This is a genomic window from Streptomyces canus (assembly GCF_001514145.1).
In the GTDB taxonomy this organism is placed as follows: domain Bacteria; phylum Actinomycetota; class Actinomycetes; order Streptomycetales; family Streptomycetaceae; genus Streptomyces; species Streptomyces canus.
This window is the reverse complement of sequence record NZ_KQ948656.1, coordinates 598,233-622,585: the sequence shown is the minus strand read 5'-3', so window position 1 is coordinate 622,585 and position 24,353 is coordinate 598,233. Positions and strand designations below refer to the sequence as shown.

The window sequence follows — 24,353 nt, the reverse complement described above, 5'->3', positions numbered from 1 at the left end:
CTTGGCTCAGGCGATACGGAGTACGGCGCTGCCGCCTGCGGCCAGTTCGGCGACCGTGCCGCCCGTGAGCAGGTCGTGTGCGGGCTCGGGGAGGGGCACGGACTCGGTGCCGTGGTTGATCAGGAACTGCCAGCGGCGGCCTTCCGCGGCGTACCGGGTGACGGCCTCGACCTGCGGGGGCAGCCCCGGCGTCTCGGGGCCCACTCCGGTCTCGCCGAGCAGCCGGGCGACCAGTGCGCCGTAGCCGGCGTCGTCGAGGCGGGTCGAGAGGTACCACCCGTGCCCGGTGCCGAAGGCGTTCCGGGTCACCGCCGGGCTGTCCGCGAGCATCCCGTGGGTGTAGGTGGCGAGTGTCTCGGCGCCCTCGGCGTGCAGGGACTCGCTCCACGCAGTGCCCTGCGTGCCGTCCGACAACGTGATCCGCTCGTCACGCCGCAGCGGCCGGTACTCCTCGACCCGGATGCCCAGCGCCTCGCGCAGGGGAGCGGCGGGATAGCCGCCGAGGCGGGCGTGGAGACGGTCGTCGACGTAGCCGCTCGCGTGCTGGACGAGGAGTGTTCCGCCGCCCGCGACGTAGCGGCGCAGATTCTCGGCGGACCCGTCGGAGAGCAGGAACAGGGCCGGGGCGATGACGAGCGGGTAGTGGCTCAACTCGTCGTCGGGGTGCGCGAAGTCGACCGTGACTCCTGAGTCCCACAGCGCCCGGTGCGCCTGTTCCATCGCCGCGTGGTAACCGAGTTCCGCCGAGGGCAGGCCGTCCACGCCGAGTGCCCACCAGGCGTCCGGGCTGTGCAGCAGGGCGACCGGCGCGGAGACCGTCGACCCCGCCAGCTCGCCGAGCCGGGCGACCGCCTCCCCCGTCCGTGCGACCTCGCGGAAGATCCGGCTGTCGGGCCCCGCGTGCGGCACCATCGCCGAGTGCCAGGTCTCGGCGCCGGCCCGGGACTGCCGCCACTGGAAGAAGAGGGCGCCCTCCGAACCGCGCGCGATGTGACCGAGGGTGTGGCGCAGGATGTCCCCCGGCTCCTTGGCGAGGATCCGGTCGCCGTCGTAGACGGTGCTGGTGCCCTGCTCCATCAGCAGCCAGGGGCGACCACCGCCCAGCGAGCGGGCGCGGTCGGCGTGGAAGGCGACATCGGCGGCGGCGTCCACGCCGGGCGAACTCGGGTACTGGTCGGAGCTGACGACGTCGAGTTCGCGGGCGAGGGCCCACAGGTCGACGTTCTGGTACGCGGGCAGCATCAGGTTGGTCGTGACCGGCCGGTCGCTGTGCGCGCGGATCGCGTCGCGCTGTTCGCGGTAGGCGGCGACGACCTCGTCGGACCAGTAGCGACGGAAGTCCAGTGCCTGGCCGGGGTTCCTGTGCCAGTTCGTCGCGCGCGGCGGCAGCACCTGCTCCCAGGAGGTGTAGCGCTGGCTCCAGAAGGCCGTTCCCCAGGCCGTGTTGAGAGCGTCCAGCGTGCTGTGACGGGAGCGCAGCCACACCCGGAATGCGGCGGCCGTATGGTCGCAGTGGCACAGGGTGGCGTACTCGTTGTGCACGTGCCACAGCGCGAGAACCGGGTGGTCGCCGTAGCGCTCGGCGAGCTTCCCGGCGATCCGCCGGGCGGCGTTCCGGTACGCGGGAGCCGCGAGGCAGTACGTGTCCCGGCTTCCGTGGGTGTACCGGATGCCGTCCGCGGTGACCGGGAGCGCATCGGGGTGGGCGAGGGTGAACCAGGGCGGCGGGGAGGCGGTGGGGGTGGCCAGGTCTACGGCGACCCCGTTCGCGTGGAGCCGGTCGAGGTGGGCGTCCAGCCAGGCGAAGTCGTAGCGGCCCTCCTCCGGTTCCAGCAAGGCCCAGGAGAAGACGCCGACCGTGGTCAGGTTGACCCTGGCCCGGCGCATCAGCTCGTCGTCCTCCTTCCAGACCGCTTCGTCCCACTGCTCGGGGTTGTAGTCACCGCCGAAGGCGAGTCCGCCCAGGCGGTCGGTGAGGCTGCGCGAGGTCATGGCTGGTCCTTCGGAACGGGGGACTTGGGGGAGCCAGTGATGTGACGTGTCGTCAGCAGCGCTGTGGACAACGCTTGTTCGTCGTCCGGATGCGCTCCCCGCGGCGCGGCGGTGAGGTGGCGCATCGGTCGCTCCACCGCCACCCCGCCGAGTTCCTGTTGCGGCCCGGGGACGGCGGTGAGGGCGGGAGTGCGCTGCTCGACCGGTTGCGCCGGGCACAGTTTGACGACTCCACGGTGTGCCTGCAGCGCTTTCCGGGGGTGCGGCCACGTCTGTTCCGGGTGCGGGGGTGGCCCGGTCTGCGGCCGCCGGCCGCTTCCGCGGGCCGACGGGAGGCAGGCCACCTCCGTGGCCCGGGCCACGGCCTCCGGTTCAACTCGTTGGTCATCACGCGGCGCTTCCCCATCGGCGGTCCGAAGCGCGTCGAAGCGCTTCACCTGGCGGGGAACGTTAATGACATGTTTCTCGCTAAACAAGAGAATCAACGCCAAGAAACTTTCATACTGCCTGGCCGTTGACGCCTCCACGAGACCGATTGCAGCGTCGAAGCGCTTCAATTCCTCGCCGTCAGGCTGCTCAGGGGGTTTCCTCTGGGTGAGCGGATCCCGCTACCGCACCAGTACGCACCGTGGGCAGAACCCACTTCGGTGCGTCCGCCTGAGATCAGGTCTCCGCGTTCGCCTGGAGCCGACGCTCACGCAGTGGGCGTTGTCGACGGTGACGCCGGCGGCCGCGGCCAGGGTCGACGTCACCGAGACGCCCCCCTCGGAGAACCGCGCCCGGCGGCAGGGGCAGGTGTTCATCTGCGGGCGGTTCGTCCTGCCGGCGGGCTGACCCCGGAGACCGGCGGCGCCTGCCCGTTGACGACCTGGGACGAGTATCCCGCCACGGCGGACGTGGTGGGTGTGTGCGAGGCCCTCGGGAGGATCGGAACGGAAAGCTCGCGGGCCCCTTGCTCAGGGTTGCCCGGCATTCATGCCGTTCGCTCCTGGCCTAGTTATGCGACGCGGCTGCAGGCGAGCGGCGTGCCCGTCGAACTGCACCGGTACCCCGGCGCCTATCACGCCTGGGACCTCTTCGCTCCCGAAGCCGCATTGAGCGCCGCGTACTTCCACGCCTGGTTCGGATACCTGCGTCGCCAGTTCAGTCTTCGTCAGCCCTGAGCGGGCGGTTCATGGCCCGGCCATCGACGCCGGCGGGCACGGACATGGCCGGGGCGGTGCCGGGCAATGCGGACATGCCCAGGGGGCGAGTCCTTCGACTCACCGCGTCGGCCTTCATCGATCGCGCGTTGACGGCGGGACAGCGGTCTCCACCACGGCCCATTGCCAGAAGGCGTGGTTTCCCTCCCACGTCAGGTCCACCAGTTCGCCGCTGTCCCTGTTCGGTGGACTGGCGGCGCGCTGCCAGGTGATGCCGTCGACGGTGAACTGCTCGCCGAGCCGGACTTCTTCGCCGCCTCCAGCAGGTTGCGCAGGCGGTGCCGGTGTACTGCGAAGCGTTGGCCTCCCCGCAGGTCGCCGACCCGCGGCAGTTCCGCCCGGAGGGCAGATGCTTCATGCCCGTGCCAACTGATCGCCGGCTGGGCAACCAGACAGTGGAGTGCCTGCTCCTCGCTCGGTGACCGATACCGGCCCGGCTTCCCGTTGGACGCGCTCTGTCTACGCAGTCAGCCCCGCCGCGTCAAGGCTTTCGACGGACTCGGGCCTCTCGTGCGGCCAAGGGCTCGGTCGACGCCCGCGCAAGGTTACGAATCCGTTTCGGGCGCTTGACGACCACCGTATGACTGCGTAGACATGGCAGCGCAGTCAGACGAGCACCGGCCAACACCGGTCACCACCATCTGGAGCCACCATGAGGCGAGGCGCAGGGCGGGGCGGCAGTTCCGGCGCACCGCGCAGTGTGGATGTGGCCCAGCTGGCGGGTGTCTCCCAGAAGACCGTGTCCCGGGTCTACAACGACGAGCCGTACGTCTCCGCCGAGGTGCGCCGACGCGTCCTGGAAGCCGGTGAGGAACTCGGTTACCGGCTGAACAACGCCGCCCGGGCCCTCGCGTCCGGGCGTACCCGGTCCATCGGCGTGGTGACGCTCGGTACCGCCCTGTACGGACCCGCCTCACTGATCATGGGGGTCGAACGTGCCGTACGGGACACGGGATACGCCCTTCGCGTGGTCAACACCCTGGAAGGCGACCCGACGGGCGTCGCCGGTGCCGTCGACTCACTCCTGGAGCAGGGCGTCGACGGCATCGTCATCTCCGAGCCGATCGACGACGGACACGGCGACGACCTCTCCGCCCGCGTCGACGTACCCGTCCTGGTCCTCGGGGCGCCACCCCTGTCCGTGCCCAGGACCCTGGCCGCGGGCGTCGGTGCCGATCTGATGGCGCGTACGGCGACCGAGCACCTGCTGGAACTCGGGCACGACACCGTCCACCATCTGGCCGGTCCGTGGCGGTGGTACGCCGCCCGGGACCGGCTGGAGGGCTGGCGGTCCACGCTCGCCGCGCACGGCAGGACGGTACCTCGCGTCGTCGCGGGCGACTGGTCGGCCGCCAGCGGTTACACCGCGGGCCGCGAGCTGGCCCGCGACCACGACATGACCGCGGTGTTCGCCGCCAACGACGACATGGCGATCGGTCTCATCCGCGCGCTGGCGGAAGCCGGCCGACGGGTGCCGGAGGACGTCAGCGTCGTGGGTTTCGACGACATTCCCGTCGCCGCCTATGTGACTCCCCCTCTCACCACGATGCGCCAGCCCTTCGACACCGTGGCACAGGAGGGGCTCAAACGCCTCGTGCACTCCATCGAGAACCCGGACGCGCCACCCCTGTCTGCCGGTGAACCACCGGTCGACCTCGTGGTCCGCGCCTCGACCGGGCCCCCGCCGCCGACCCGGACGACCCCGGGCCGAAACCGGGCCCTGGCCTTTTCTCCGAGTGGGAGCCGGATCGGCCCACCCCGGGACGGAGGTGCCTCCACGTCCAACTGATCAACACCGACCGGCCCGAGGAACGGCGTTCCCAGCCGAACAGGCACTTGTGAGGCGAGCCGCCGTACCGGTCCTGTTCCCGCCGGACTCCTTCACCCGCCTCCCACCTCTGGACAGTTCGTCACACCGGCGACGCGACCCGTCCTCCTCCCCGGGCGGCAGCCGCTGAGCAACCTCGCCGCTCCACCCGTAACCCTCCCGTCCACGGGGCTCCCCCTCTGCAGCAGGTGGACCCCCCGGGCGGCGTCCGCGAAGACGTGCACCCGTGCCATGCCGACTCCGTGTCCTGGCCGTCGCGTCCGAGCTTCCTGTCTTCCTCATCACCCTCCACTCCTCATCACCCTCCTTTTGGCACGCCCTTGCTCGGTGTGCCATTCCTCAGCCATCGGCGGGAGTTCGTCATGCGCAGATCCAACTCCACCCCCAGCCAGTCCCAGATGAGCCGTCGGCTCCTGCTCACCACCGCGGGAGCGGTCTCGTTGGGTGCCGCCCTGTCCGCCTGCGGCGGCGGTGACGGCGGCGGTACGTCCGCCTCGTCCGCGAAGCCGGTCAGCCAGGCGGACATCGACGCGGCGATGAAGAAGCCGACCGAGCTGACGTTCTGGACGTGGGTTCCGGACATCGATCAGGAGGTCGCGCTCTTCGAGAAGAAGTACCCGGCGATCAAGGTCAAAGTCGTCAACGCCGGCCAGGGCGTGCAGCACTACACGAAGCTGCGCACGGCGATCAAGGCCGGCAGCGGCGCTCCGGACGTGGCGCAGATGGAGTACCAGGCCATTCCCACGTTCACGATCACGGACAGCCTCCTGGACCTGAACCCCTTCGGCGCGGGCAAGCTGAAGGACACCTTCGTCGACTGGACCTGGGGACAGGTCAGCGGCCCCAAGGGCGAGATCTGGGCGATCCCGCAGGACACCGGCCCGATGGGCATGCTCTACCGGGCGGACATCTTCGAGAAGCACGGCATCGAGCCGCCGAAGACCTGGGACGACTTCGCCGCCGCGGCACGCAAGCTGCACAAGGCCGACCCGGAGATCTACCTGACCAACCTGGCCGGGAACGAGGCGGCCGCCTGGCACGGCCTGCTCTGGCAGGCGGGCGCCAAGCCCTACGCGACCTCCGGCAAGGGCAACGTCTCCATCGACGTCGACGACACGATCTCCAAGAAGCTCGCCGCCTACTGGGGCGGCCTGGCCCAGGAGGGTGTCATCGGCGTCGAGCCGGACTTCACCGACGCCTGGTTCTCCGCGCTCAACAAGGGCAAGTACGCCACCTGGATCACCGCAGCCTGGGGGCCGGTCTTCCTCGCCGGCTCGGCCAAGTCCACCGCGGGCAAGTGGCGGGCCGCCCCGCTGCCGCAGTGGGACGCGTCGAAGCCGAGTTCGGGCAACTGGGGCGGTTCGACCAGCGCGGTCATCAAGCAGACCAAGAACCCGATCGCGGCCGCGGTGTTCGCGCAGTTCCTCAACAGCGACCCGGCCAGCGCGAAGCTGTTCAACACCAAGCAGTCGTTCTTCCCGGCGACGAAGCCACTGCTCGAGGACCCGTCCTTCACCGGTGCCGCGGCCTCTTTCTACGGCGGACAGAAGGTCAACCAGGCGTTCGCCGACATCGGTAAAACCGTGAGCCCCGACTTCCAGTGGCCGCCGTTCCTCGACCAGGCCGTCACCGACTGGACCGAGACCGTCGGCACGGCACTCACCAGGAAGAAGGACGCCGTCGCCGCCCTCGACGCGTGGCAGTCGCGGCTCACCACCTACGCCAAGGCCCAGGGCTTCACCGTCAAGACCCCGTGACGTCCGGCGGGTTCCGTGCCGATGCCCTCCGGCGGCGACGCGGGACCCGCGCCCGGCCGGCCCTTCCCACAAGGCCGGCCCCTCCCACCAGAAAGGCCCGATGATGACTGCCACAACCGTGGCCTCCACCGAGGAGCCGCGCCGAGCGGGGCCGAGGCGACGCCCACTCGGTGGCCTGCGCCAGGGTGCGGCAGGTCCTCTGTTCGTCGCACCGTTCATGGTGCTGTTCCTTCTGATGTTCCTCGCCCCGCTCGGCTACGCCGCCTACCTCAGCCTGTTCCGGGAAAAGCTCATCGGCGGCAACGCGTTCGTCGGGCTGGACAACTACGTGACAGCCCTGAAGGACCCGCTGCTGCGCCAAGGAGTCCTGCGGGTCGCGACGTTCTTCGTGATCCAGGTCCCGCTGATGCTCCTGCTGGCTCTGGCCTTCGCGCTCGCGCTCGACAGCGGCCTGCTGCGCCTCGCGCGGGTGATCCGCCTGGGCATCTTCGTGCCGTACGCCGTCCCGAGCGTCGTCGCCACCCTGATGTGGGGCTACCTCTACGGCCCGGACTTCGGGCCGTTCGCCCAGCTGAGCGAGAAGCTCGGTCTGCCGGTCCCGCACTTCCTCAGCGACGGATGGATGCTGGGGAGCCTGGCGAACATCGTGACCTGGGAGTTCGTCGGCTACAACATGATCATCCTGTACGCGGCTCTGCGGACCGTCCCCCAGGAGCTGTACGAGGCGGCGGCGATGGACGGCGCCGGCGCCTGGCGGACCGCCTGGTCCATCAAGCTCCCCGCCCTGCGCCCCGCGCTGCTGCTCACCCTGCTGTTCTCCGTGATCGGCAGCTTCCAGCTGTTCAACGAGCCGAAGCTGCTGCAGCCCGTCGCGCCGGACGTCATCGACAACGCGTACACCGCGAACCTCTACGCCTACTCCCTCGCGTTCACCGGTCAGCAGGTCAACTACTCGGCCGCGGTGTCCTTCTTCCTGGGCCTGGTCATCGTGATCTTCTCCTACGCCGTCCTGTTCATCGCGAACCGCAGGAGGACCTCGTGACGACCACGACTTCCCCTTCCACGTCCCGGCCGGCCCCGCCCGCCACCACGACCGGCGCACGACGGACCGCCCGTGGACAGCGCAGGCGGTCGACCGGTCGCCGCAGCACACCGCTGACCATCGTCATGCTGGCCGTCCTCGCCTACTTCCTGCTGCCGCTGTTCTGGCTCGCCGTCTCCTCGACCAAGAGCACCCAGGACCTCTTCACCACCTTCGGTCTGTGGTTCTCGCACGCCCCTCAACTGCTCGAGAACGTCCGGGAGACGGTCACCCACGACGACGGCGTCTTCCTGCACTGGCTGCTCAACACGGTCCTGTACTCCGTCGGCAGCGCACTCGGTGCCGCCCTCCTGGCCGCCGCAGCCGGCTACGGATTCGCCAAGTACCGGTTCCGGGGCAACAACGCGGCCTTCGCCCTGGTGCTCGGCGCCATCATGATTCCGACCACCGCCCTGGCCATCCCCACCTACTTGCTCTTCGCGAAGGTGGACCTGGTCAACACGCCCTGGGCGATCGTGCTGCCCTCCCTGGTCAGCCCGTTCGGCCTCTACCTCATGCGCATCTACGCCGCGGACGCCGTCCCGGACAGTCTCCTGGAGGCCGCGCGCATCGACGGGGCCGGTGAACTGCGCATCTTCGTCACGATCGCGCTGCGGCTGCTGGCTCCCGGTCTGGTGACCGTCGTGCTCTTCACTCTCGTGGCGACCTGGAACAACTACTTCTTGCCGTTGATCATGCTCAACGACCCGAAGCTGTACCCCGTCACGGTCGGCCTGTCCTCCTGGGCGTCCCAGGCCTTCGGCGGCGGAAGCGGCGCGAACAGCAACATGCTCGCGCTCGTCGTGACCGGCTCCCTCATCTCCGTCATCCCGCTCGTCGTCGCTTTTCTGCTCCTGCAGCGGTACTGGCAGAGCGGTCTGGCCACCGGCGGCGTCAAGCAGTGACGCCCGGTCGACGTCAGCGCCGACGCACCGGCCACCCCCATCGACTCTTCGGAGGTTCCCCCATGGCGGTTCTGCCCGCCCGCGTCCTGTTCGGTGCCGCGTACTACCACGAGTACACGCCCGCCTACGATCCTGAACTGCGGCCCGACGAACGGCTGAAGACCGACCTCGACCTCATGGTGGAGGCGAACTTCACCGTGATCCGCGTGGGCGAGTCGGTCTGGTCGACCTGGGAGCCCGAGAACGGCCGCTTCGATCTCGACTGGCTCCAGTCGGTTCTCGACGGCGCCCACGAGCGGGGCATCTCCGTCATCCTCGGCACCCCGACCTACGCCGTTCCGCCGTGGCTGGCCCGCCAGTACCCGGAGATCACCGGCGAACGCCGTACCGGCGAGCGCATCGGCTGGGGCGCCCGGCAGGAGGCGGACTTCACCCACCCCGCCTTCCGCTTCCACGCCGAGCGGATCATCCGCAAGATCGTCGCCCGGTACGCCGACCATCCGGCGGTCATCGGCTGGCAGGTCGACAACGAACCCGGTCTGCACCTCTTCCACAACCATGGCGTCTTCCAGCGGTTCGTCGACCACCTGCGCGAGAAGTACGGCGACGTCGAGACCCTCAACCGCGAGTGGGGGCTGGTGTACTGGTCGCACCGCCTGTCGACGTGGGCCGACCTGTGGACCCCGGACGGCAACGAACAGCCTCAATACGACGTCGCCTGGCGGGAGTTCCAGGCCCGCCAGGTCACCGAGTTCATCGGATGGCAGGCGGACATCGTCCGTGAGTACGCCAGGCCCGAGCACTTCGTCACCACGTGCATCTCCTACACCCGCCAGGGGGTGGCGGACGACGAGATGAGCGACCGCCTCGACATCGCCTCCGGCAACCCGTACTACGACATGCAGGACGGCCTGCTGCTGCCCGACCCCACACCGGACGAGCACGAGCAGGTCTGGAAGACCACCGGCGTGTGGTCGATGTACCAGACCGCCGACTGGATGTTCTCCTCCCGCCAGGAGCCCTTCCTCGTCACCGAGACCAACGCCAACTCCATCGGCTTCGCCTGGGACAACCGGCCCGGCTACGACGGCCAGTGGCGCCAGACCGCATGGGCGCACGTGGCGCGCGGCGCCCGGATGATCGAGTACTGGCAGTGGCAGACCCTGCGCTTCGGCGCCGAGACCTACTGGGGCGGAGTCCTCCCGCACAGCGGCCGGCCCGGCCGCACCTATGCCGAAGTCGCGCAGTTGGGCGCGGAGTTCGCGAAGGCCGGACCGCTCGTCGCCGGACTCGAACCGGACGCCGACATCACGATGGTCTACTCGATGCCGAGCAAGTGGCTGATGCAGAAGTACCCGCCGTTGTCCAAGCCGGACGGCTCGCCGGATCCCGCCGCCTACCACCGCATCTTCGACCCCTTCTACCGGGGCGCCTTCGATGCCGGCCGCCAGGTGCGCATCGTGCACGCCCGGCAGCTGTACGAGCGGATGGCACCGCAGGAGGCCGCGCGCCGCCACCCCGTACTGGTGGTACCGGCGCTGTACATCGCCGCCGACGCCGCCCTCGACTGGCTCGCCGCCTACGCACACGCGGGCGGCCACCTGGTCCTCGGCCCGCGCACCGGCTACGCCGACCACGAGGCCCGGGCCCGTCACGAACCCGCGCCGGGCCGCCTCGCCGAGGCCGCGGGCGTCCGGTACGACGAATTCAGCAACCTGGTGGGGACGGTTCCGGTCCGCGCCGTACCCGGTGGCCCGCTCCAGGTGCCCGCGGAGGCGACGGCGACGCACTGGGCCGAGGGCCTCACGGTCACCGACGCCGACGCGCTGGCCTCCTACGAGCACCCGCACTTCGGCCGCTGGCCCGCGGTCACCACCCGCACCCACGGCGCGGGCCGGGTCACCACCGTCGGCACGGTGCCGGGCCGCGACCTCGCCGAAGCGCTCGCCGAGTGGCTGGTCCCGGCCGCGAGGAGCGGGTGGCGCGACCTTCCCCCGTCCGTCACCGCGACCACCGGCACCTCACCCGACGGAAGCCGCGTGCACATCGTCCACAACTGGAGCTGGGAGCCCGCGAGCGTCCCCGCACCGGTGGACCTCTCCGACGCCCTGACGGGCACCTCCATCTTCGCAGGCTCGGCTCTGAACCTCGGTCCGTGGGACGTACGCGTTCTCGCCTCCACCGACGCCGACAGCGCACCGGCCTCTGAAGCAACCGACCGATCCTGATCCATCCCCTGAGGAGGGGCCATGCAGAGAAGAAGGCTTGGACGAGCCCTCGGAACCTTCGCGGCGACATCCGCGATACTCGCGATACCCATGGTCAGTGCGCAGGCGTACAACCCGACGGGCGGAATCCTGTACCAGCTCGGCAGCGACCCGTGCCTGAAGGGCCGGGGCAACTGCGCCGTCTACCCGAAGTCGGCCCAACTGCCCGGCGGGCGGCTGGTCGCGTCGTTCGAGAAGTCCACCGTCGTGCCGGCGTCGGGCAGCGCCGACGGGCAGACCCTGCCCGTCTACAAGAGCGACGACCACGGCACCAGCTGGCAGCCGCTGTCCGAGGTCAAGGCACCGGCGTACCTCTCCAACGACCCCAAGTACGCCAAGTACACGAGCAACTGGACCAACCCGTACCTCTACGTCCTTCCGCGGAGCGTCGGCGGACTGAAGGCCGGCACGCTGCTCCTGGCGAGTGTCGTCTCCGGTGACGACTACTACTACAAGGAGCACAAGGCGGCCGACCCCGCCTGGACGCCGAACAACGACGGCGACCGCAGCGACATGGCCATCGCCCTGTACTCCAGCACCGACCAGGGCAGCAGCTGGAAGGTCGTCAACGTCGTCTCGACCGCCGGCTGGCAGGGCGGCAGTGCGGGCGCGGTCGGGCAGAACATCGCGGCCGCCAACAAGTACCAGCAGGTGGACCCCCTCTGGGAGCCGTACCTGATGGTCTACCAGGGCAAGCTGGTCTGCTACTACTCCGACGAGAACGACTACACCGGCTTCGACCCGGTCACCGGCGTTCCGAAGAAGGATCCCGCCAACGACACGGCGACCGACTCGCACGGCCAGATCCTCGTGCACCGCACCTGGGACGGCAAGAACGCCGCATGGAGCGATCCCGTCGTCGACATCTCCGGATCCGTCCAGGACATGGGCGGCGGCAAGACCGAGATCGGCGGCGGCAGGCCGGGCATGACCAACATCGTCCGCACGACGGACGGCAAGTGGATGCTCACCTTCGAGTACTGGGGCGGCGGGGCCAACACCCGCTACGCCATCGCCGACGATCCGCTCACGTTCTTCCGCGGCACCCAGACCGGCATGTCCGTCGGCTCGCTCCCGGTCGTCGCCGGGTCCCACCCGCTCGCGGGCGGCGGCAGCCCGGTCCTGATCCGGCTGCCCGACGGACGCCTGGTCTACAACGCGTCGAACAGCGGCGACGTGTGGGTCAACGAGAGCGGCCGCAGCGACGGCGTGTGGACGGAGTACCAGACCACCTCGCCGGCCGGCTACAGCCGCAACCTCCAGTACGTAGACGGCACCGGCCGCATCGCGATCCTCAACAACCAGGGCACCTCCACGATCGCCTACGCCGAGGTCGACCTCGGGGACTCGGCCGGCACCTACTACCGGCTCGTCAACCGCAGGACCGGCCAGGTGATCGGCACCGGCAACAAGACCAACGACGCGAACCTCGGGAACGGGGACGTGCCCGACGTGGCCCTGGAGGACGCCGGTGCCGCGGCGGACCCGGACACCCAGTACTGGCACGTCGTGACCGAACCGAACGGCGGCACGACCCTGCTGAACAAGTCGGGAGGCCGCGCGGCCGCCATCTGGACCGGCAACGCCACGGCCGGCCAGCGCATCGGCCAGTGGGTCGACAACAGCTCGTCGGGCAGCTGGAACCTCGTCAAGACCCCCGACGGCTACTACCGGCTCCAGGCGGTCAAGAACACCGCCCTCTTCCTGACCGGAGCGTCCGCGGGAGCACCGCTGACCCTCCAGAGCGCCGCCGACGACGGCTCACAGGACTGGAAGCTGGTCCGCTAGGTCCTCTGCCGCCCAGATCCAGGCAGGACCGGAGGAACCTGGTCGGGTTCCGGCTCGACCGCCGGAACCCGACCACGTCAGTCGTAAAATTCGCGTGCATGCGTGTTCAAGGCGGGGGTAGACGGAAGATCATCGGTCAGCGGGCAGGCTGACACGAGACCGACACAGTGGGAGGGGCACATCATGGCGACGACGACCGTGCGGACTGCCGGACAGACGGTGACGATGCCGGAGATCACCGATCCGTCCCAGGTGGCGCCCAAGGACGCGCGGGAGTTGTCGAAGCTGTTCTTCGAGCAGCTCGCGGTGCTGGAGGAGGGCACGCCCGACTACCAGTACGCGCGCAACACGCTGATCGAGATGAACATCTCCCTGGTCCGTTACGCGGCCGGCCGGTTCCGCAGTCGTGGCCAGGAGGAGATGGAGGACATCGTCCAGGTCGGCATGATCGGCCTGATCAAGGCGATCGACCGGTTCGAGCTGTCCCGCGAGGTGGAGTTCACCTCCTTCGCCGTCCCCTACATAGTCGGTGAGATCAAGCGGTTCTTCCGCGACACCTCCTGGGCCGTGCACGTGCCTCGCCGGTTGCAGGAGGCCCGCGTGCAACTGGCCCGTGCGAGCGAGGAGTTGAGCAGCCGACTGGGCCGGACGCCGACCACCCGGGAACTGTCCGAGCTGATGAGTCTGCCGGAGGAGGAGATCGTCGAGGCCCGACTGGCCTCGAACGGCTACAAGTCGGCTTCTCTGGACGCGGCGATCGGCGGCAGCGAGGAAGGCGAGAGTGTCCTCGCGGACTTCATCGGCAACCAGGACCCGGCGCTCGGTCTGGTCGAGGATTTCCACGCCCTCGCCCCGATGATCGCCGAACTCGACGAACGCGACCGCAAGATCATCCACTGGCGCTTCGTCGAGGAACTCACCCAGGCCCAGATCGCGGAACACCTCGGCGTCTCCCAGATGCACGTCTCCCGCCTGATCACCCGTCTCCTGACCCGCCTGCGCGAGGGCATGCTCAGCAGCCACTGAGGTTCTCCGGCGGTGCGGATGCCTTGACCGGGCGCGGGTCCAGGTCACCGCCCGGTTCGCGGTCTGCTGGGTTGGGGGTAGAGGCCTCGCCCGCGCGGGCCGCGTCGTCGACGTACGCCACCGCCTTCGGGAAGCGGCGTCTGAGCGCGGCGAGGCTCTTGAGGCCGTCGCCGGAGGTCTGGCCGTAGACCGCGCCGAGTACGGCGAGCTTGGCCTGGCCGCGGTCGCCGGAGAAGGCCCGGTCGGAGACGGCCTGGTAGAGCGAGGACGGTGGCAGCGGCGATTCCTCCTTCCACACCGCGCGCGGGACCCTCGCGGCGCTGGGCGCGGTGGCTGAGGAGGCCTTCGGCTCACCGGAGCTCGCCGGCCGGTCCATCGGGGTGATCGGCCTCGGTGCGGTCGGCACCCATGTGGCCCGGCTCCTGGCCCGGGCCGGCGCGCGGCTCGTCGTGACGGACATCGACCCGGCCGCCCGGGGCCTGGCCGAGGAGGTGGGCGCGCGCTGGGTGGATCCGGACGACGCACTCACCACGGAGGTCGACATCCTCGTGCCGGCCGCTCTCGGTGGCCTGCTGACCGCGCGCACGGTGCCGCTGCTGCGGTGTGCCGCCGTCGCCGGCCCGGCCAACAACCAGCTCGACGAACCGGACACCGCCCGTCTCCTCGCCGCACGCGGCATCCTCTGGGCACCGGACGTGGTCGTCAGTGCGGGAGGAGTCATCCACGCCACCGGTGTCGAACTGCGCAGGGAATCCGAGGAACAGCTGACCTTGCGTCTCTCCGGCATAGCCACGACGCTCCGGCAGGTCTTCCACACGGCCCGGACCCACGGGACCACACCCGCCACCGCGGCCAGGGAACTCGCCGGGCAACGCGTTCTCATGGGCCGCCGGGGAGAGCTGACGACATGACGAACCGCTGGATCGGAGTGACCATCGACTGCCTGGACGTGGAACGGATCGCGGGCTTCTGGAGCGCACTGCTGGACCGCCCGAGAACGCCGTCCCGGCCCGGCTGGGTCTACCTCGGTCGTTCCGGCGACCCACAGCCTCGCCTCAACTTCCAGCCCGTGACCCAGCCGAAGCACGTCAAGGTACGTCTGCACCTCGACGTCGCAGTCGACGACATCGCCCAGGGCATCGCCCAGGTCGTCGCCCTCGGCGGCCGGTTCACCGGCGAACGGCACGACTACGACGAAGGTGTGGTCGTCGTGATGGCCGATCCCGAAGAGCACGAATTCTGTCTGGTCCAGTACTACTGACCCGCCCCACGCTCCGTCACGCGCCGGCGTGCAGCGTACGGGCTTCCTCCGCGACGGGTCCGGCCTCGGCGCTCAGCTGTCGAAGTCGACGGTGAGGGTCTCGGAGGCGGCATAGGTCTGGCAGGTGAGGACATAGCCCGCGGAGACCTCGGCTGGTTCCAGGGCGTAGTTGCGGCGCATGTCGGCGTCGCCGTCGGTGACGAGGGCCCGGCAGGTTCCGCAGACGCCGCCCTTGCACGCGAACGGCAGGTCGGACCGGGCCTGTTGGGCACCGTCGAGGATGCTGCGGTGGCGGGGCGCGGTGAACGTGGTCGCCCGCCCGTCAAGGACCACGGTGACCTCGCTCCCGGGCCGTCGGTCGGTGGTGTCCTCGAGGTCGGCGGTGGTCGCCTCGGGTGGTTCCTCGTCGGTGTGGAACAGTTCCTGGTGGACACGGTCCGCCGGGACGCCGAGTCCGGTCAGCAGCGCGCGGGTGTCGCGCACCAGGCCGTGCGGGCCGCACAGCCACCAGTGGGTGACCACCCGGATGTCGAGGAGAGCGTCCAGCAGTGCGGTGAGCCGCGCGGTGTCGAGGCGGCCGGAGAGCAACTCGGCCTCGCGCGGCTCGCGGGACAGGACGTGGGCGAGCTGGAAACGGGCCGGGTACCGGTCCTTCAGGTCGGCGAGTTCGTCCGCGAACATCACGGTGCCGGTGCGCCGGTTGCCGTACAGGAGTGTGACGCGCGCGTCCTCGTCCGCGGCGAGGACGGACGTGGCGATGGACAGCATCGGCGTGACGCCGGATCCGGCGGCGACGAGGACCTGGTGGCCGAAGCCGCCGGTATGCGTCGGATCCGGCGTGAACGCACCGGCCGGGGCCATGACCTCCACCGTGTCCCCGGGGCGTACGTCGTGCACGAGCCAGGAGGAGAACAGGCCGCCCGGTACCACGCGAACGCCGATGCGCGGCGCCGTACCGGCCGGTGAGCAGATCGAGTACGAGCGCCGTTCGTCGCGACCGTCGATCTCGCGGCGCACGGTGAGGCACTGACCGGGCCGGAACGCGAACTCCGAGGCCAGGCGGTCGGGGACGTCGAAGGTGAGGGCGGCCGCGTCGGCGCACAGCGATTCCACGGCGGACACCCGCAGGGCATGGAAGGCGGGGCGACGGCGGAGCCGAACGGGGGACGAGGTCATGGCAGGTCCTTGACGTGGGGGAATGGTTCCAGACACGTGCGGCAGCGACGGAGTGCCGTGCAGGCGGTGGCGGCGAAGTGCGAGATCTCCTCGGTGTCGGCCGAGGCGCAGCGCGGGCAGGGGACGTCGGGCGGCTCCGTGGAGAGGCTCAGCCAGGTCCGGGCCCGCCCCCGACCGGGGGCGTTGCGTGGGCCGGGCGGCGCGATGCCGTGCTCCGCCAGCTTGCGGCGGCCCTCGTCGGTGATCCGGTCGGTGGTCCACGGCGGGTCGAGCACCGTGACCACCCGCACGTCGGCGAAGCCGGCCGCCCGCAGCCGGGCCGCCACCTCGGCACGCATCTCGGCCATGGCGGGACACCCCGCGTACGTCGGGGCGAGCCGTACGACGACGGTGCCCTCCGGCGTCACCTCGACGCCGTGCAGCACCCCGAGGTCGGCGAGCGTCACCATCGGCAGCTCGGGATCGGGAACCTCCGCGGCGATCCGCGACGCCCGCTCCGCGGACGCCGTCACCACGACGCGTCCGGGTGGGCGCGGGCCACGCTCTGCAGTTCGGCGAGGAGGGGCGCCAGGTGCGGGGTGTGCTGTCCGTTCCTCCCGGAGCCCGGGAGGAACGCCGACGTGTCGAGCGGGGACACGTCGGTGGAGCGATTCAGCCCGGCATCGGCCAGCACGTGGAACAGCTCGAGGCGGGTCCGCGCGGCTACGGCGGCCGGTTCGGCGCCGAGGCGCGCGGCCGTACTGTCCGACAGCAACTCGTCCAGCCAGGGGGCGAGTTCGTCCAGCGCGGCCCGCATCCGGGCGGCGGACTCCTCGGTGCCGTCACCGAGCCGTACCGTCCACTCCGCGGCCCAACGGCGGTGATAGGCCAGCTCCTTCACACTCTTCGCGGCGATCGCGGCCAGCACCGGGTCGGGTGCGGTGGCGAGCGCCTCGCACACGGCCAGCCGCCAGACGGACAGCACCAGCAGGCGAGCGACGGTGAACGCGAAGTCACCGCCCGGGAGTTCGGCGAGGCGTATGTTGCGGAAGTCCTCCGGGTCGCGGAAGTAGGCGTACGCGTCCTCGCCATGGCCCGTGCCGTCGGCCCGGCCCGCCCTGGCGTACAGCAGACGTGCCTGGCCGAGGAGGTCGAGTCCGATGTTGGCCAGCGCCAGCTCCTCCTCCAACTCCGGGGCGCGGGTGCACCATTCGGCCAGCCGTTGCGCGGACACCAGGGCATCGTCGCCGAGCGCCAGACAGCAGGCGGCCAGGTCTTCCGCGTCGACTCCGTCGGGCACCGTCTGGTCGATCCCGTGCAGCGGGTCGGTGAACCCGGTGCCGAATGCCCACCGCGCGCCGTCGCCGTCGACGTACAGGTCCTCGTCGGTCATGCGCTGCTCCTAAAGGTTCCGGGATGGTCCCTAGATGTGGGGGACGTCGTCGGGGATGTCGTAGAAGGTGGGGTGCCGGTAGACCTTGTCGCCGCTCGGCGCGAAGAAGGGATCCTTCTCGTCGGGCGCGGAGGCGGCGATGGTGTCCGAGCGCACGGCCCAGATGCTCACACCCTCGTTGCGCCGGGTGTAGAGATCGCGGGCGTGCAGCAGCGCCATGTCGTCGTCGGCGGCGCGCAGGGAGCCGACGTGGACGTGGTTGAGCCCGCGCTTGCCGCGCACGAACACCTCGTACAGCGGCCATTCGGCCTTGCTCGTCGGGCTCATGCCGCCGCTCCTCGCCGTGACCGGGCGGTGCGCTTTGCGGCGTGCGCGGCGGCGGCCCGCCGTACCCAGGCGCCCTCCTCGTGCGCGGCCCGGCGACGGGCGATCCGCTCGGCGTTGCACGGTCCGTCACCGGAGACGACCCGCTTCAGCTCGTCCCAGTCGGGGGCGGAGAAGTCGTGGTGGCCGCGCTCCTCGTTCCACCGCAGGCCCGGGTCGGGCAGGGTGACGCCCAGCTTCTCGGCCTGCGGGACGGTCATGTCGACGAAGCGCTGCCGCAGGACGTCGTTGGAGTGCCGCTTGATCCCCCAGGCCATGGACCGCGCCGAGTTGGGGGAGTCGTCGTCGGGCGGGCCGAACATCATCAGGGACGGCCACCACCAGCGGTCCACGGCGTCCTGCACCATGGCGCGCTGTTCGTCGGTGCCGCGCATCATGGTCAGCAGCAGTTCGTAGCCCTGCCGTTGGTGGAAGGACTCCTCCTTGCAGACGCGGACCATGGCGCGCCCGTAGGGGCCGTACGAGGTGCGGCACAGCGGGACCTGGTTGCAGATGGCCGCCCCGTCCACGAACCAGCCGATCACTCCGACGTCGGCGAAGGTGCGGGTGGGGTAGTTGAAGATCGAGGAGTACTTCTGGCGGCCGTCGATCAACCGCTCCGTCATGTCGGTGCGGTCGGCGCCGAGGGTCTCGGCCGCCGAGTAGAGATAGAGCCCGTGCCCCGCCTCGTCCTGCACCTTGGCGAAGAGGATCGCCTTGCGGCGCAGCGAGGGCGCCCGGGTGATCCACTCGCCCTCCGGCTGCATGCCGATGATCTCGGAGTGGGCGTGCTGGGCGATCTGCCGGACGAGCGTGGCCCGGTAGGCGTCGGGCATCCAGTCGCGGGGTTCGATGCGCTGGTCACGGGCAATGGTGTCCTCGAACACGGACGTGTTCATGGAGGCGGGTGTTTCTTGCATTGGTGCTCCTTTCAGGGGGGACGGGCAGTCAGCGGCCACGGAAGACCGGGCCTCGCCGTTCGAGGAAGGCGGTGACGGCCTCGTGGTGGTCGTCGGTGCCGCCGAGCCGCCGCTGGACGACGGACTCGCGTTCCAGCGCCGCCGGCAGGGCGGTGGTGGCCGCCGACCGCAGCAGCGCCTTGGTCTCCCGGTGCGCGGCGGTGGGCCCGGCGGCCAGTGCGCGGGCCAGGGCCACGCCCTCGGCGGCGGCCGAGCCGTCCGCCACGACGCGGTGCACCAGCCCCCACTGCTCGGCGTCCCGCGCGGAGAAGGTGTCGCCGAGCAGCATGAGCCCGGCGGTGCGGGAGGGGCCCAGCTGCCGGGACAGGGCGCGGGCCACGCCCGAGTCCGAGGCGAGAGCGACACCGCCGAACGCGGTGGCGAAGCGGGCGCCCTCGGCCGCCACACGTATGTCGGCGCAGAGCGCGAGGCCCAGTCCGGCGCCGACACAGGAGCCCTCGACCGCGACGACGAGCGGGATCGGTAGCGCGTGCAGCTCCTTGACCAGCGGGTTGTAGTGGTCGGGGATGTTGGCGAACGCGGTGGCGGGCGAGGCCTTCAGCAGGTGGGCGTGTTCCTTGAGGTCCTGGCCGACGCAGAAGTGCCGGCCGCGAGCGGTGATCAGTGCCGCCCGCACGTCGCGCCGGGCGTCCGTGGTCAGCCGCCGGGCGGCCATGAGGAGGGCGCCACGCAGGTGTGCGTCGAGCGCGTTGCCACTGGTGCGTCCGCGCAGTTCGATCACGGCGACGGTGTCGGTGACCTCGTACGACACGCCGTGCGAGGCGGGGCTTTCGCCCGATGCCCGCGGTCGTTCGCTCACTGCCATCGGTAGAACCCCTGACCGGTCTTGCGGCCCAGCTCACCGCGGGCGACTTTCTCCCGCAGCAGTCGCGGCGGCGCGAACCGTTCGCCGAGCATCGTGTGCAGGTGCTCCGCGATGGCGAGGCGTACGTCGAGTCCCACCACGTCCGTCAGCCGTAGCGGGCCCATCGGGTGCCGGTAGCCGAGGCGCATGGCCGTGTCGACGGCCTCCGGGTCGGCGACGCCTTCCTCGACCATGCGGATCGCCTCGAGACCGAGGGCGAGGCCCAGGCGACTGCTGGCGAACCCGGGCGAGTCCCTGACGACGACGTCCTGTTTGCCGAGGGCGTGCGTCCAGCGGATCGCCGCGGCCCGGGTCGCCTCGGTCGTGTCGGGGGCCAGGACCAGTTCGACGAGGGCGGAGACGGGCACGGGGTTGAAGAAGTGCATCCCCAGGAACCGCCCGGGGCTCCGCAGCACCGCCGCGAGTTCGGTGACGGACAGGGCGCTGGTGTTGCTGGCCAGCACGCATCCGTCGTGCACCACGTCCTCGGCGGCGGCGAGCAACTCGGCCTTGAGAGCGGCGTCTTCGAAGACGGCCTCGACGACCAGGTCGGTGTCGTGGGGCAGTTCGGCGATCGAGGAGGCGACCACGACGCGGTGCGGCACTTCGAGGTCCGGCGGCCCGGCGAGCGTCCCGCGCTCGGCCGCCTGCCGAAGTCCCCTGGTCACCCTCTGAATTGCCGCGGCCGCCGCGGATTCGTCACGCTCCACCACGACCACACGTGATCCGGCGGCCGCGAAGGACTGGGCGATTCCGGCGCCCATGCGACCGCCGCCGATGACCCCCACCACGGGGGGTGCTGCTGCCGGGGTCATGCCCGGCCTCCCTTCTTCTCCAGGAAGCGCGTCATGCGCTCCTGTTTGTCGGGGCTCTCGAAGAGCACGGCCTGGGCGAGGTCGTCGGCCACGGGATGAGCCCCCGAGGCGTCCGTGACGAGCTTCGTGAGCCGCAGCGCGAGTGCCGAGGAGCGGGCCATCCGGTCGAGCAGCGCGTGCGCCTCGGCGACCAGCCGGCCGGTCGGTACGACGTCCATGACCAGCCCGCAGGCGAGGGCCGCGGGGGCGTCGAGAGTGCGGCCGGCGAGCAGGACCTGCTTGGCCACCGACTCGCCCACCAGCTCGCGCAGCCGCCAGCACGCACCGGCGCCGGCGAGGATGCCGAGGCCCGGTTCGGGGTTGCCGAAGACGGCGTCCGTCCCGGCGATCCTGAGATCGCAGGCGTACGCCAACTCGGCACCGCCGCCGAGCGCCCAGCCGGGCACGGCCGCAACGGTGGGCAGGGGCAGCCTGCGTACCCGTTCGAACAGGCGGCTGTTGATGCCCTCCAGCGCCTCGTTCCGGCCGCGCCGCCGCAGTTCGCCGATGTCGGCCCCGCCGGCGAAGACTCCGTCGTGGCCGGTGAGCAGGAGGAGTTTCGGGGTGCGCTCCAACTCCTCGCACACGCGGTGCAGTTCGGCGATCATGCGGCCGTTGATGGCGTTGCGGGCGCCGGGCCGCCGCAGGGTGACGACCACCCGGTCCGTGTGCTCCTCGACGGACAGCGTCTCGTACGACGGTCCCTCGCGCGTGTTCATACGCGCTCCACGAGCATGGCCACGCCCTGTCCGACCCCGACGCAGAGGGTCGCCAGGCCCCGTCGGCCGCCCTCCCGTTCCAGTCGGCCCAGCAGGGTGAGCAGGATTCGGGCGCCGGAACAGCCCAGGGGGTGGCCGAGGGCGATGGCCCCGCCGTCGGCGTTGACGCGGTCAGGGTCGAGCTTCAGCCGGTGCGTGACCGCGAGGGCCTGAGCGGCGAAGGCCTCGTTGAGTTCGATCGCGTCGAGGTCCTCTGCCGCCCAGCCCGCCCGCTGCAGGGCCCGGTTGGTGGCCGGCACCGGGCCGAGCCCCATCAGGTGCGGCTCGACCCCGGCCGAGGTGGCCGTGACGATCCGGGCCCGGGGAGTCAGCCCGTGGCGCTCCACCGCCGCCCCGCTCGCCACCACCAGGGCGGCAGCCCCGTCGGACAGCGGCGACGAGTTGCCCGCCGTGACGATGCCGTCCGGGCGGAAGACGGTGCGCAGGCTGCTCAGCTTCTCCAACGTGGTGGTCGGGCGCGGCCCTTCGTCCTCGGTCATCTCACCGTCCGCCACCGGCACCGGGACGATCTCCGCCGCGAAGCGGCCCGCCGCGCGTGCGGCCACCGCCCTACGGTGGCTGCGCAGCGCGAAGGCGTCCGCCTCCAGGCGGCTGACGCCGTCCAGGGCGGCGACCTCCTCCGCGGTCTCGCCCATCGACAAGGTCGTCGTCGCGGGGAAGCGCGGGTTGGTGAAGCGCCAGCCCAGCGAGGTGTCGTGCACGTCGCCGGGCCGGGCCCAGGGTGTGCCCGGCTTGGCCATCACCCACGGCGCACGGGTCATCGACTCGACCCCGCCGGCCACGACCAGATCGGCCTCGCCCGCCCGTATCGACTGCGCGGCGGACGCCACGGCCGTGAGCCCCGAGGCGCACAGCCGGTTGACGGTGTACCCGGGCACGGTGTGCGGAAGTCCCGCCAGCAGTACGGCCATCCGTGCGACGTCCCGGTTGTCCTCACCGGCCTGGTTCGCGGCGCCGAGGATCACCTCGTCCACGGACTCGGCCGGGGCCCCGGCGCGTCGCACCGCCTCGCCGACGACGAGCGCGGCCAGGTCGTCGGGGCGCACGGAGGCCAGCGCCCCGCCGTAACGGCCCTGCGGGGCACGGGCCCCGTCGATCAGATAGACCTCATCGGCCATCGGTGGTCTCCTCGTGCTCCTGGTCGGGTGCGTGACGGCGGGACTGGAGGACGGAGAACCGGCCGGTGACGAACGCCGGGTCGGTCAGGGTCGCGTTGGCCGCCGGGTTGGCCGACGTGCCGTGGAAGTCGCTGAAGGCGGCGGACTGGTTGGGGAACACGTCGGCGGTCAGGTTCTCCGACAGGTGCACCCCCGCCTCCAGAGCCGTCGCGCGCGCCGCCGCCAATACGTCCTCGCCGGTCGCGTACACGCAGGCGGTGAGCGCGCCGTGGCTCCGTACGGTGTCGTGCAGGACGCGCAGGGAGTGCGCGGTGTCGTCGGTGGAGATGACGAAGGAGACCGGACCGAACCACTCGCTCGTGTAGGTCTTCTCGTCCGCCTCGGCGTCGAGCCGGGCCACCAGCGGGGTGCGGACCACGGCGTCCGGGTGGTCGGGGTGCGTCACGGCCCGCGTGGGGTGGCCGGTACGACCCAGGGACGCCGCCTCCTCCAGACGTGCGAGGACTCCGGGGTTCACGATCGCGCCGAGGGTGGCGACGGCGCGGGCCGGGTCGCCGAGCAGGTCGTCCAGCGCGGAGCCCAGATCGGTGGCGAACTCGTCGGCCGTACGCGGCCCTTGGTCGGTGGGAAACCCTTCGCGCGGCACCAGGATGTTCTGCGGGGTGGTGCACATCTGCCCGCTGTAGAGCGACAGCGAGAACGCGAGGTTGCGCAGCAGCCCGGCGTAGTCGTCCGTGGAGTCCACGACGACGGTGTTGAGTCCCGCCTTCTCCGTGTGCACGGCGGCCTGGCGGGCGTTGGTCTCCAGCCAGTCGCCGAACTCGCTGGAGCCGGTGAAGTCCACGATCCGCACATCGGGGTGGGTGGCCAGGGCGGGAGCGGTGCGCTCCTCGGGCCCCGAGGCGGCCAGCAGCACCACGTCCGGGTCGAAACCGGCCTCCGCCAGCACCTCACGGGCGATCCGCACGGTGATCGCCAGCGGCAGCACGGCCCGCCGGTGCGGCTTGACGATCACCGGGTTGCCGGTGACCAGGCTCGCGAAGAGTCCCGGGTAGCCGTTCCAGGTGGGGAAGGTGTTGCAGGCGATGAGCACGGCCACACCACGGCCGACCGGGGTGAACGTCTTCTCCATCACCAGCGGTCCGCCGCGCCGCCGGGGCTTGCTCCAGCGCGCGGTGGCCGGATGGCGCCGCTGCGCCTCCCAGGCGTACGCCACCGCTTCGAGGCCGCGGTCCTGGGCGTGCGGGCCGCCCGCCTGGAAGGCCATCACGAAGGGCTGGCCGGTGGTGTGCTGGACGGCGTGCGCGATCTCGAAGCTCGCCGCGTTGAGGCGGGCCAGGATCTCGGCCGCCACGCCGGCCCGGACGTCGGGACTCGCCGAACGCCACGCCGGGGCAGCGGACTTGGCTGTCGCCACGGCGGCCTCGGGCGCCAGATGCGGATAGCTGATGCCGAGGGGGAAGCCGTACGGCGACACTTCGGTGGCGGGCACGGTGCCGGTGGTGGGGTGCCCGTCGAGCGGGAACGGACGGTCGAGGAGGGCGCGGAAGGCCGCCTCGCCCGACTCCGGCGCTCCGGCCCCGTACACCGAGGCGCTGGGGACTTCCGGATACGGCGTCCAGTAACCGCGGTCGGTGGTGCGGGCCACGGCCTGTTCGAGCAGGTCCGCGTGGCGGGCGTAGAAGGTCGATGACATCAAGACTCCAGGCCGAACGTTCGGTCGGTGGATGGGTGGAGTGCGCCCAGGTATGAGGGCGGTG

General features: G+C 70.9%; 22 protein-coding genes and 1 pseudogene. 11 read left to right on the top strand and 12 right to left on the bottom strand.

Annotated features, from left to right (window positions below):
* Positions 1-6 precede the first annotated feature (6 nt).
* A complete protein-coding gene (locus AQJ46_RS02735; RefSeq protein WP_059204006.1) occupies positions 7-1,992 on the bottom strand; it encodes a beta-galactosidase in 1,986 nt (661 codons plus the stop codon).
* Positions 1,993-2,700: 708 nt separating this feature from the next.
* Here AQJ46_RS02735 and AQJ46_RS58390 point away from each other — a divergent pair.
* The 9 genes from AQJ46_RS58390 to AQJ46_RS02700 all read left to right on the top strand — a co-directional run bounded on the left by AQJ46_RS58390 (position 2,701) and on the right by AQJ46_RS02700 (position 13,846).
* Positions 2,701-2,826, top strand: a complete 126-nt coding sequence (locus AQJ46_RS58390; protein ID WP_263972852.1) for a hypothetical protein — start codon at positions 2,701-2,703, stop codon at positions 2,824-2,826.
* A gap of 191 nt (positions 2,827-3,017) precedes the next feature.
* Positions 3,018-3,155, top strand: a complete 138-nt coding sequence (locus tag AQJ46_RS55320; protein ID WP_159063984.1) for a hypothetical protein — start codon at positions 3,018-3,020, stop codon at positions 3,153-3,155.
* A gap of 691 nt (positions 3,156-3,846) precedes the next feature.
* Positions 3,847-4,983, top strand: a complete 1,137-nt coding sequence (locus AQJ46_RS02730; RefSeq protein ID WP_079072087.1) for a LacI family DNA-binding transcriptional regulator — start codon at positions 3,847-3,849, stop codon at positions 4,981-4,983.
* A gap of 401 nt (positions 4,984-5,384) precedes the next feature.
* On the top strand, positions 5,385-6,779 hold the full coding sequence (locus AQJ46_RS02725) for an ABC transporter substrate-binding protein (RefSeq protein ID WP_059204005.1): 1,395 nt from the start codon (positions 5,385-5,387) through the stop codon (positions 6,777-6,779).
* Positions 6,780-6,882: 103 nt separating this feature from the next.
* Complete coding sequence (locus AQJ46_RS02720) at positions 6,883-7,821, top strand: carbohydrate ABC transporter permease (protein WP_059204400.1); 939 nt, start codon at positions 6,883-6,885, stop codon at positions 7,819-7,821.
* Positions 7,818-8,765, top strand: coding sequence for a carbohydrate ABC transporter permease (locus tag AQJ46_RS02715; RefSeq protein ID WP_059204004.1), 948 nt, complete (start codon positions 7,818-7,820; stop codon positions 8,763-8,765). The genes AQJ46_RS02720 and AQJ46_RS02715 overlap by 4 nt, the downstream gene beginning before the upstream one ends.
* A 62-nt stretch (positions 8,766-8,827) precedes the next feature.
* Positions 8,828-10,993, top strand: a complete 2,166-nt coding sequence (locus AQJ46_RS02710; RefSeq protein ID WP_059204003.1) for a beta-galactosidase — start codon at positions 8,828-8,830, stop codon at positions 10,991-10,993.
* A 21-nt stretch (positions 10,994-11,014) separates the two neighbouring features.
* A complete protein-coding gene (locus AQJ46_RS02705; RefSeq protein ID WP_059204002.1) occupies positions 11,015-12,820 on the top strand; it encodes an RICIN domain-containing protein in 1,806 nt (601 codons plus the stop codon).
* Between the two features lie 183 nt (positions 12,821-13,003).
* A complete protein-coding gene (locus AQJ46_RS02700; protein WP_079072086.1) occupies positions 13,004-13,846 on the top strand; it encodes an RNA polymerase sigma factor SigF in 843 nt (280 codons plus the stop codon).
* A gap of 85 nt (positions 13,847-13,931) precedes the next feature.
* Here AQJ46_RS02700 and AQJ46_RS51690 read toward each other — a convergent pair.
* Positions 13,932-14,114: pseudogene (locus AQJ46_RS51690) on the bottom strand (bifunctional 3'-5' exonuclease/DNA polymerase); the annotation flags it as partial.
* Between the two features lie 61 nt (positions 14,115-14,175).
* Here AQJ46_RS51690 and AQJ46_RS02690 point away from each other — a divergent pair.
* Together AQJ46_RS02690 and AQJ46_RS02685 are read left to right on the top strand one after the other, a co-directional pair.
* Positions 14,176-14,757 carry an NAD(P)-dependent oxidoreductase gene (locus tag AQJ46_RS02690; RefSeq protein WP_225887217.1) on the top strand — a complete coding sequence of 194 codons (582 nt, stop codon included), beginning with the start codon at positions 14,176-14,178 and terminating at the stop codon, positions 14,755-14,757.
* Positions 14,754-15,107, top strand: coding sequence for a VOC family protein (locus tag AQJ46_RS02685; protein WP_059204000.1), 354 nt, complete (start codon positions 14,754-14,756; stop codon positions 15,105-15,107). Before AQJ46_RS02690 ends, AQJ46_RS02685 begins: the two co-directional genes overlap by 4 nt.
* A 72-nt stretch (positions 15,108-15,179) precedes the next feature.
* Here the strand turns inward: AQJ46_RS02685 and paaE are convergent, their stop codons facing one another.
* The 10 genes from paaE to paaN are packed head-to-tail and all read right to left on the bottom strand — an operon-like array spanning position 15,180 to position 24,289.
* Positions 15,180-16,283: a 1,2-phenylacetyl-CoA epoxidase subunit PaaE gene (gene paaE / locus AQJ46_RS02680; protein ID WP_059203999.1), complete on the bottom strand. Its 1,104-nt coding sequence runs from the start codon at positions 16,281-16,283 to the stop codon at positions 15,180-15,182.
* Positions 16,280-16,798, bottom strand: a complete 519-nt coding sequence (gene paaD, locus AQJ46_RS02675; protein ID WP_059203998.1) for a 1,2-phenylacetyl-CoA epoxidase subunit PaaD — start codon at positions 16,796-16,798, stop codon at positions 16,280-16,282. Before paaD ends, paaE begins: the two co-directional genes overlap by 4 nt.
* A complete protein-coding gene (gene paaC / locus AQJ46_RS02670; RefSeq protein ID WP_059203997.1) occupies positions 16,792-17,655 on the bottom strand; it encodes a 1,2-phenylacetyl-CoA epoxidase subunit PaaC in 864 nt (287 codons plus the stop codon). The genes paaD and paaC overlap by 7 nt, the downstream gene beginning before the upstream one ends.
* A gap of 30 nt (positions 17,656-17,685) precedes the next feature.
* On the bottom strand, positions 17,686-17,982 hold the full coding sequence (gene paaB / locus AQJ46_RS02665; RefSeq protein ID WP_059203996.1) for a 1,2-phenylacetyl-CoA epoxidase subunit PaaB: 297 nt from the start codon (positions 17,980-17,982) through the stop codon (positions 17,686-17,688).
* Positions 17,979-18,938 (bottom strand): 1,2-phenylacetyl-CoA epoxidase subunit PaaA, encoded by a 960-nt coding sequence (gene paaA / locus AQJ46_RS02660; protein ID WP_059203995.1) that lies wholly within the window; start codon positions 18,936-18,938, stop codon positions 17,979-17,981. Before paaA ends, paaB begins: the two co-directional genes overlap by 4 nt.
* 28 nt (positions 18,939-18,966) lie before the next feature.
* The gene (locus AQJ46_RS02655) at positions 18,967-19,803 is read right to left on the bottom strand and encodes an enoyl-CoA hydratase/isomerase family protein (protein WP_079072085.1); all 837 of its coding nucleotides are present in this window, start codon (positions 19,801-19,803) and stop codon (positions 18,967-18,969) included.
* Positions 19,794-20,657 carry a 3-hydroxyacyl-CoA dehydrogenase family protein gene (locus AQJ46_RS02650; RefSeq protein ID WP_059203993.1) on the bottom strand — a complete coding sequence of 288 codons (864 nt, stop codon included), beginning with the start codon at positions 20,655-20,657 and terminating at the stop codon, positions 19,794-19,796. Before AQJ46_RS02650 ends, AQJ46_RS02655 begins: the two co-directional genes overlap by 10 nt.
* Positions 20,654-21,415 (bottom strand): enoyl-CoA hydratase/isomerase family protein, encoded by a 762-nt coding sequence (locus AQJ46_RS02645; protein ID WP_059203992.1) that lies wholly within the window; start codon positions 21,413-21,415, stop codon positions 20,654-20,656. The genes AQJ46_RS02650 and AQJ46_RS02645 overlap by 4 nt, the downstream gene beginning before the upstream one ends.
* The gene (locus tag AQJ46_RS02640) at positions 21,412-22,593 is read right to left on the bottom strand and encodes a thiolase family protein (protein ID WP_059203991.1); all 1,182 of its coding nucleotides are present in this window, start codon (positions 22,591-22,593) and stop codon (positions 21,412-21,414) included. Before AQJ46_RS02640 ends, AQJ46_RS02645 begins: the two co-directional genes overlap by 4 nt.
* Complete coding sequence (gene paaN / locus AQJ46_RS02635) at positions 22,583-24,289, bottom strand: phenylacetic acid degradation protein PaaN (protein WP_059203990.1); 1,707 nt, start codon at positions 24,287-24,289, stop codon at positions 22,583-22,585. Before paaN ends, AQJ46_RS02640 begins: the two co-directional genes overlap by 11 nt.
* Positions 24,290-24,353 lie beyond the last annotated feature (64 nt).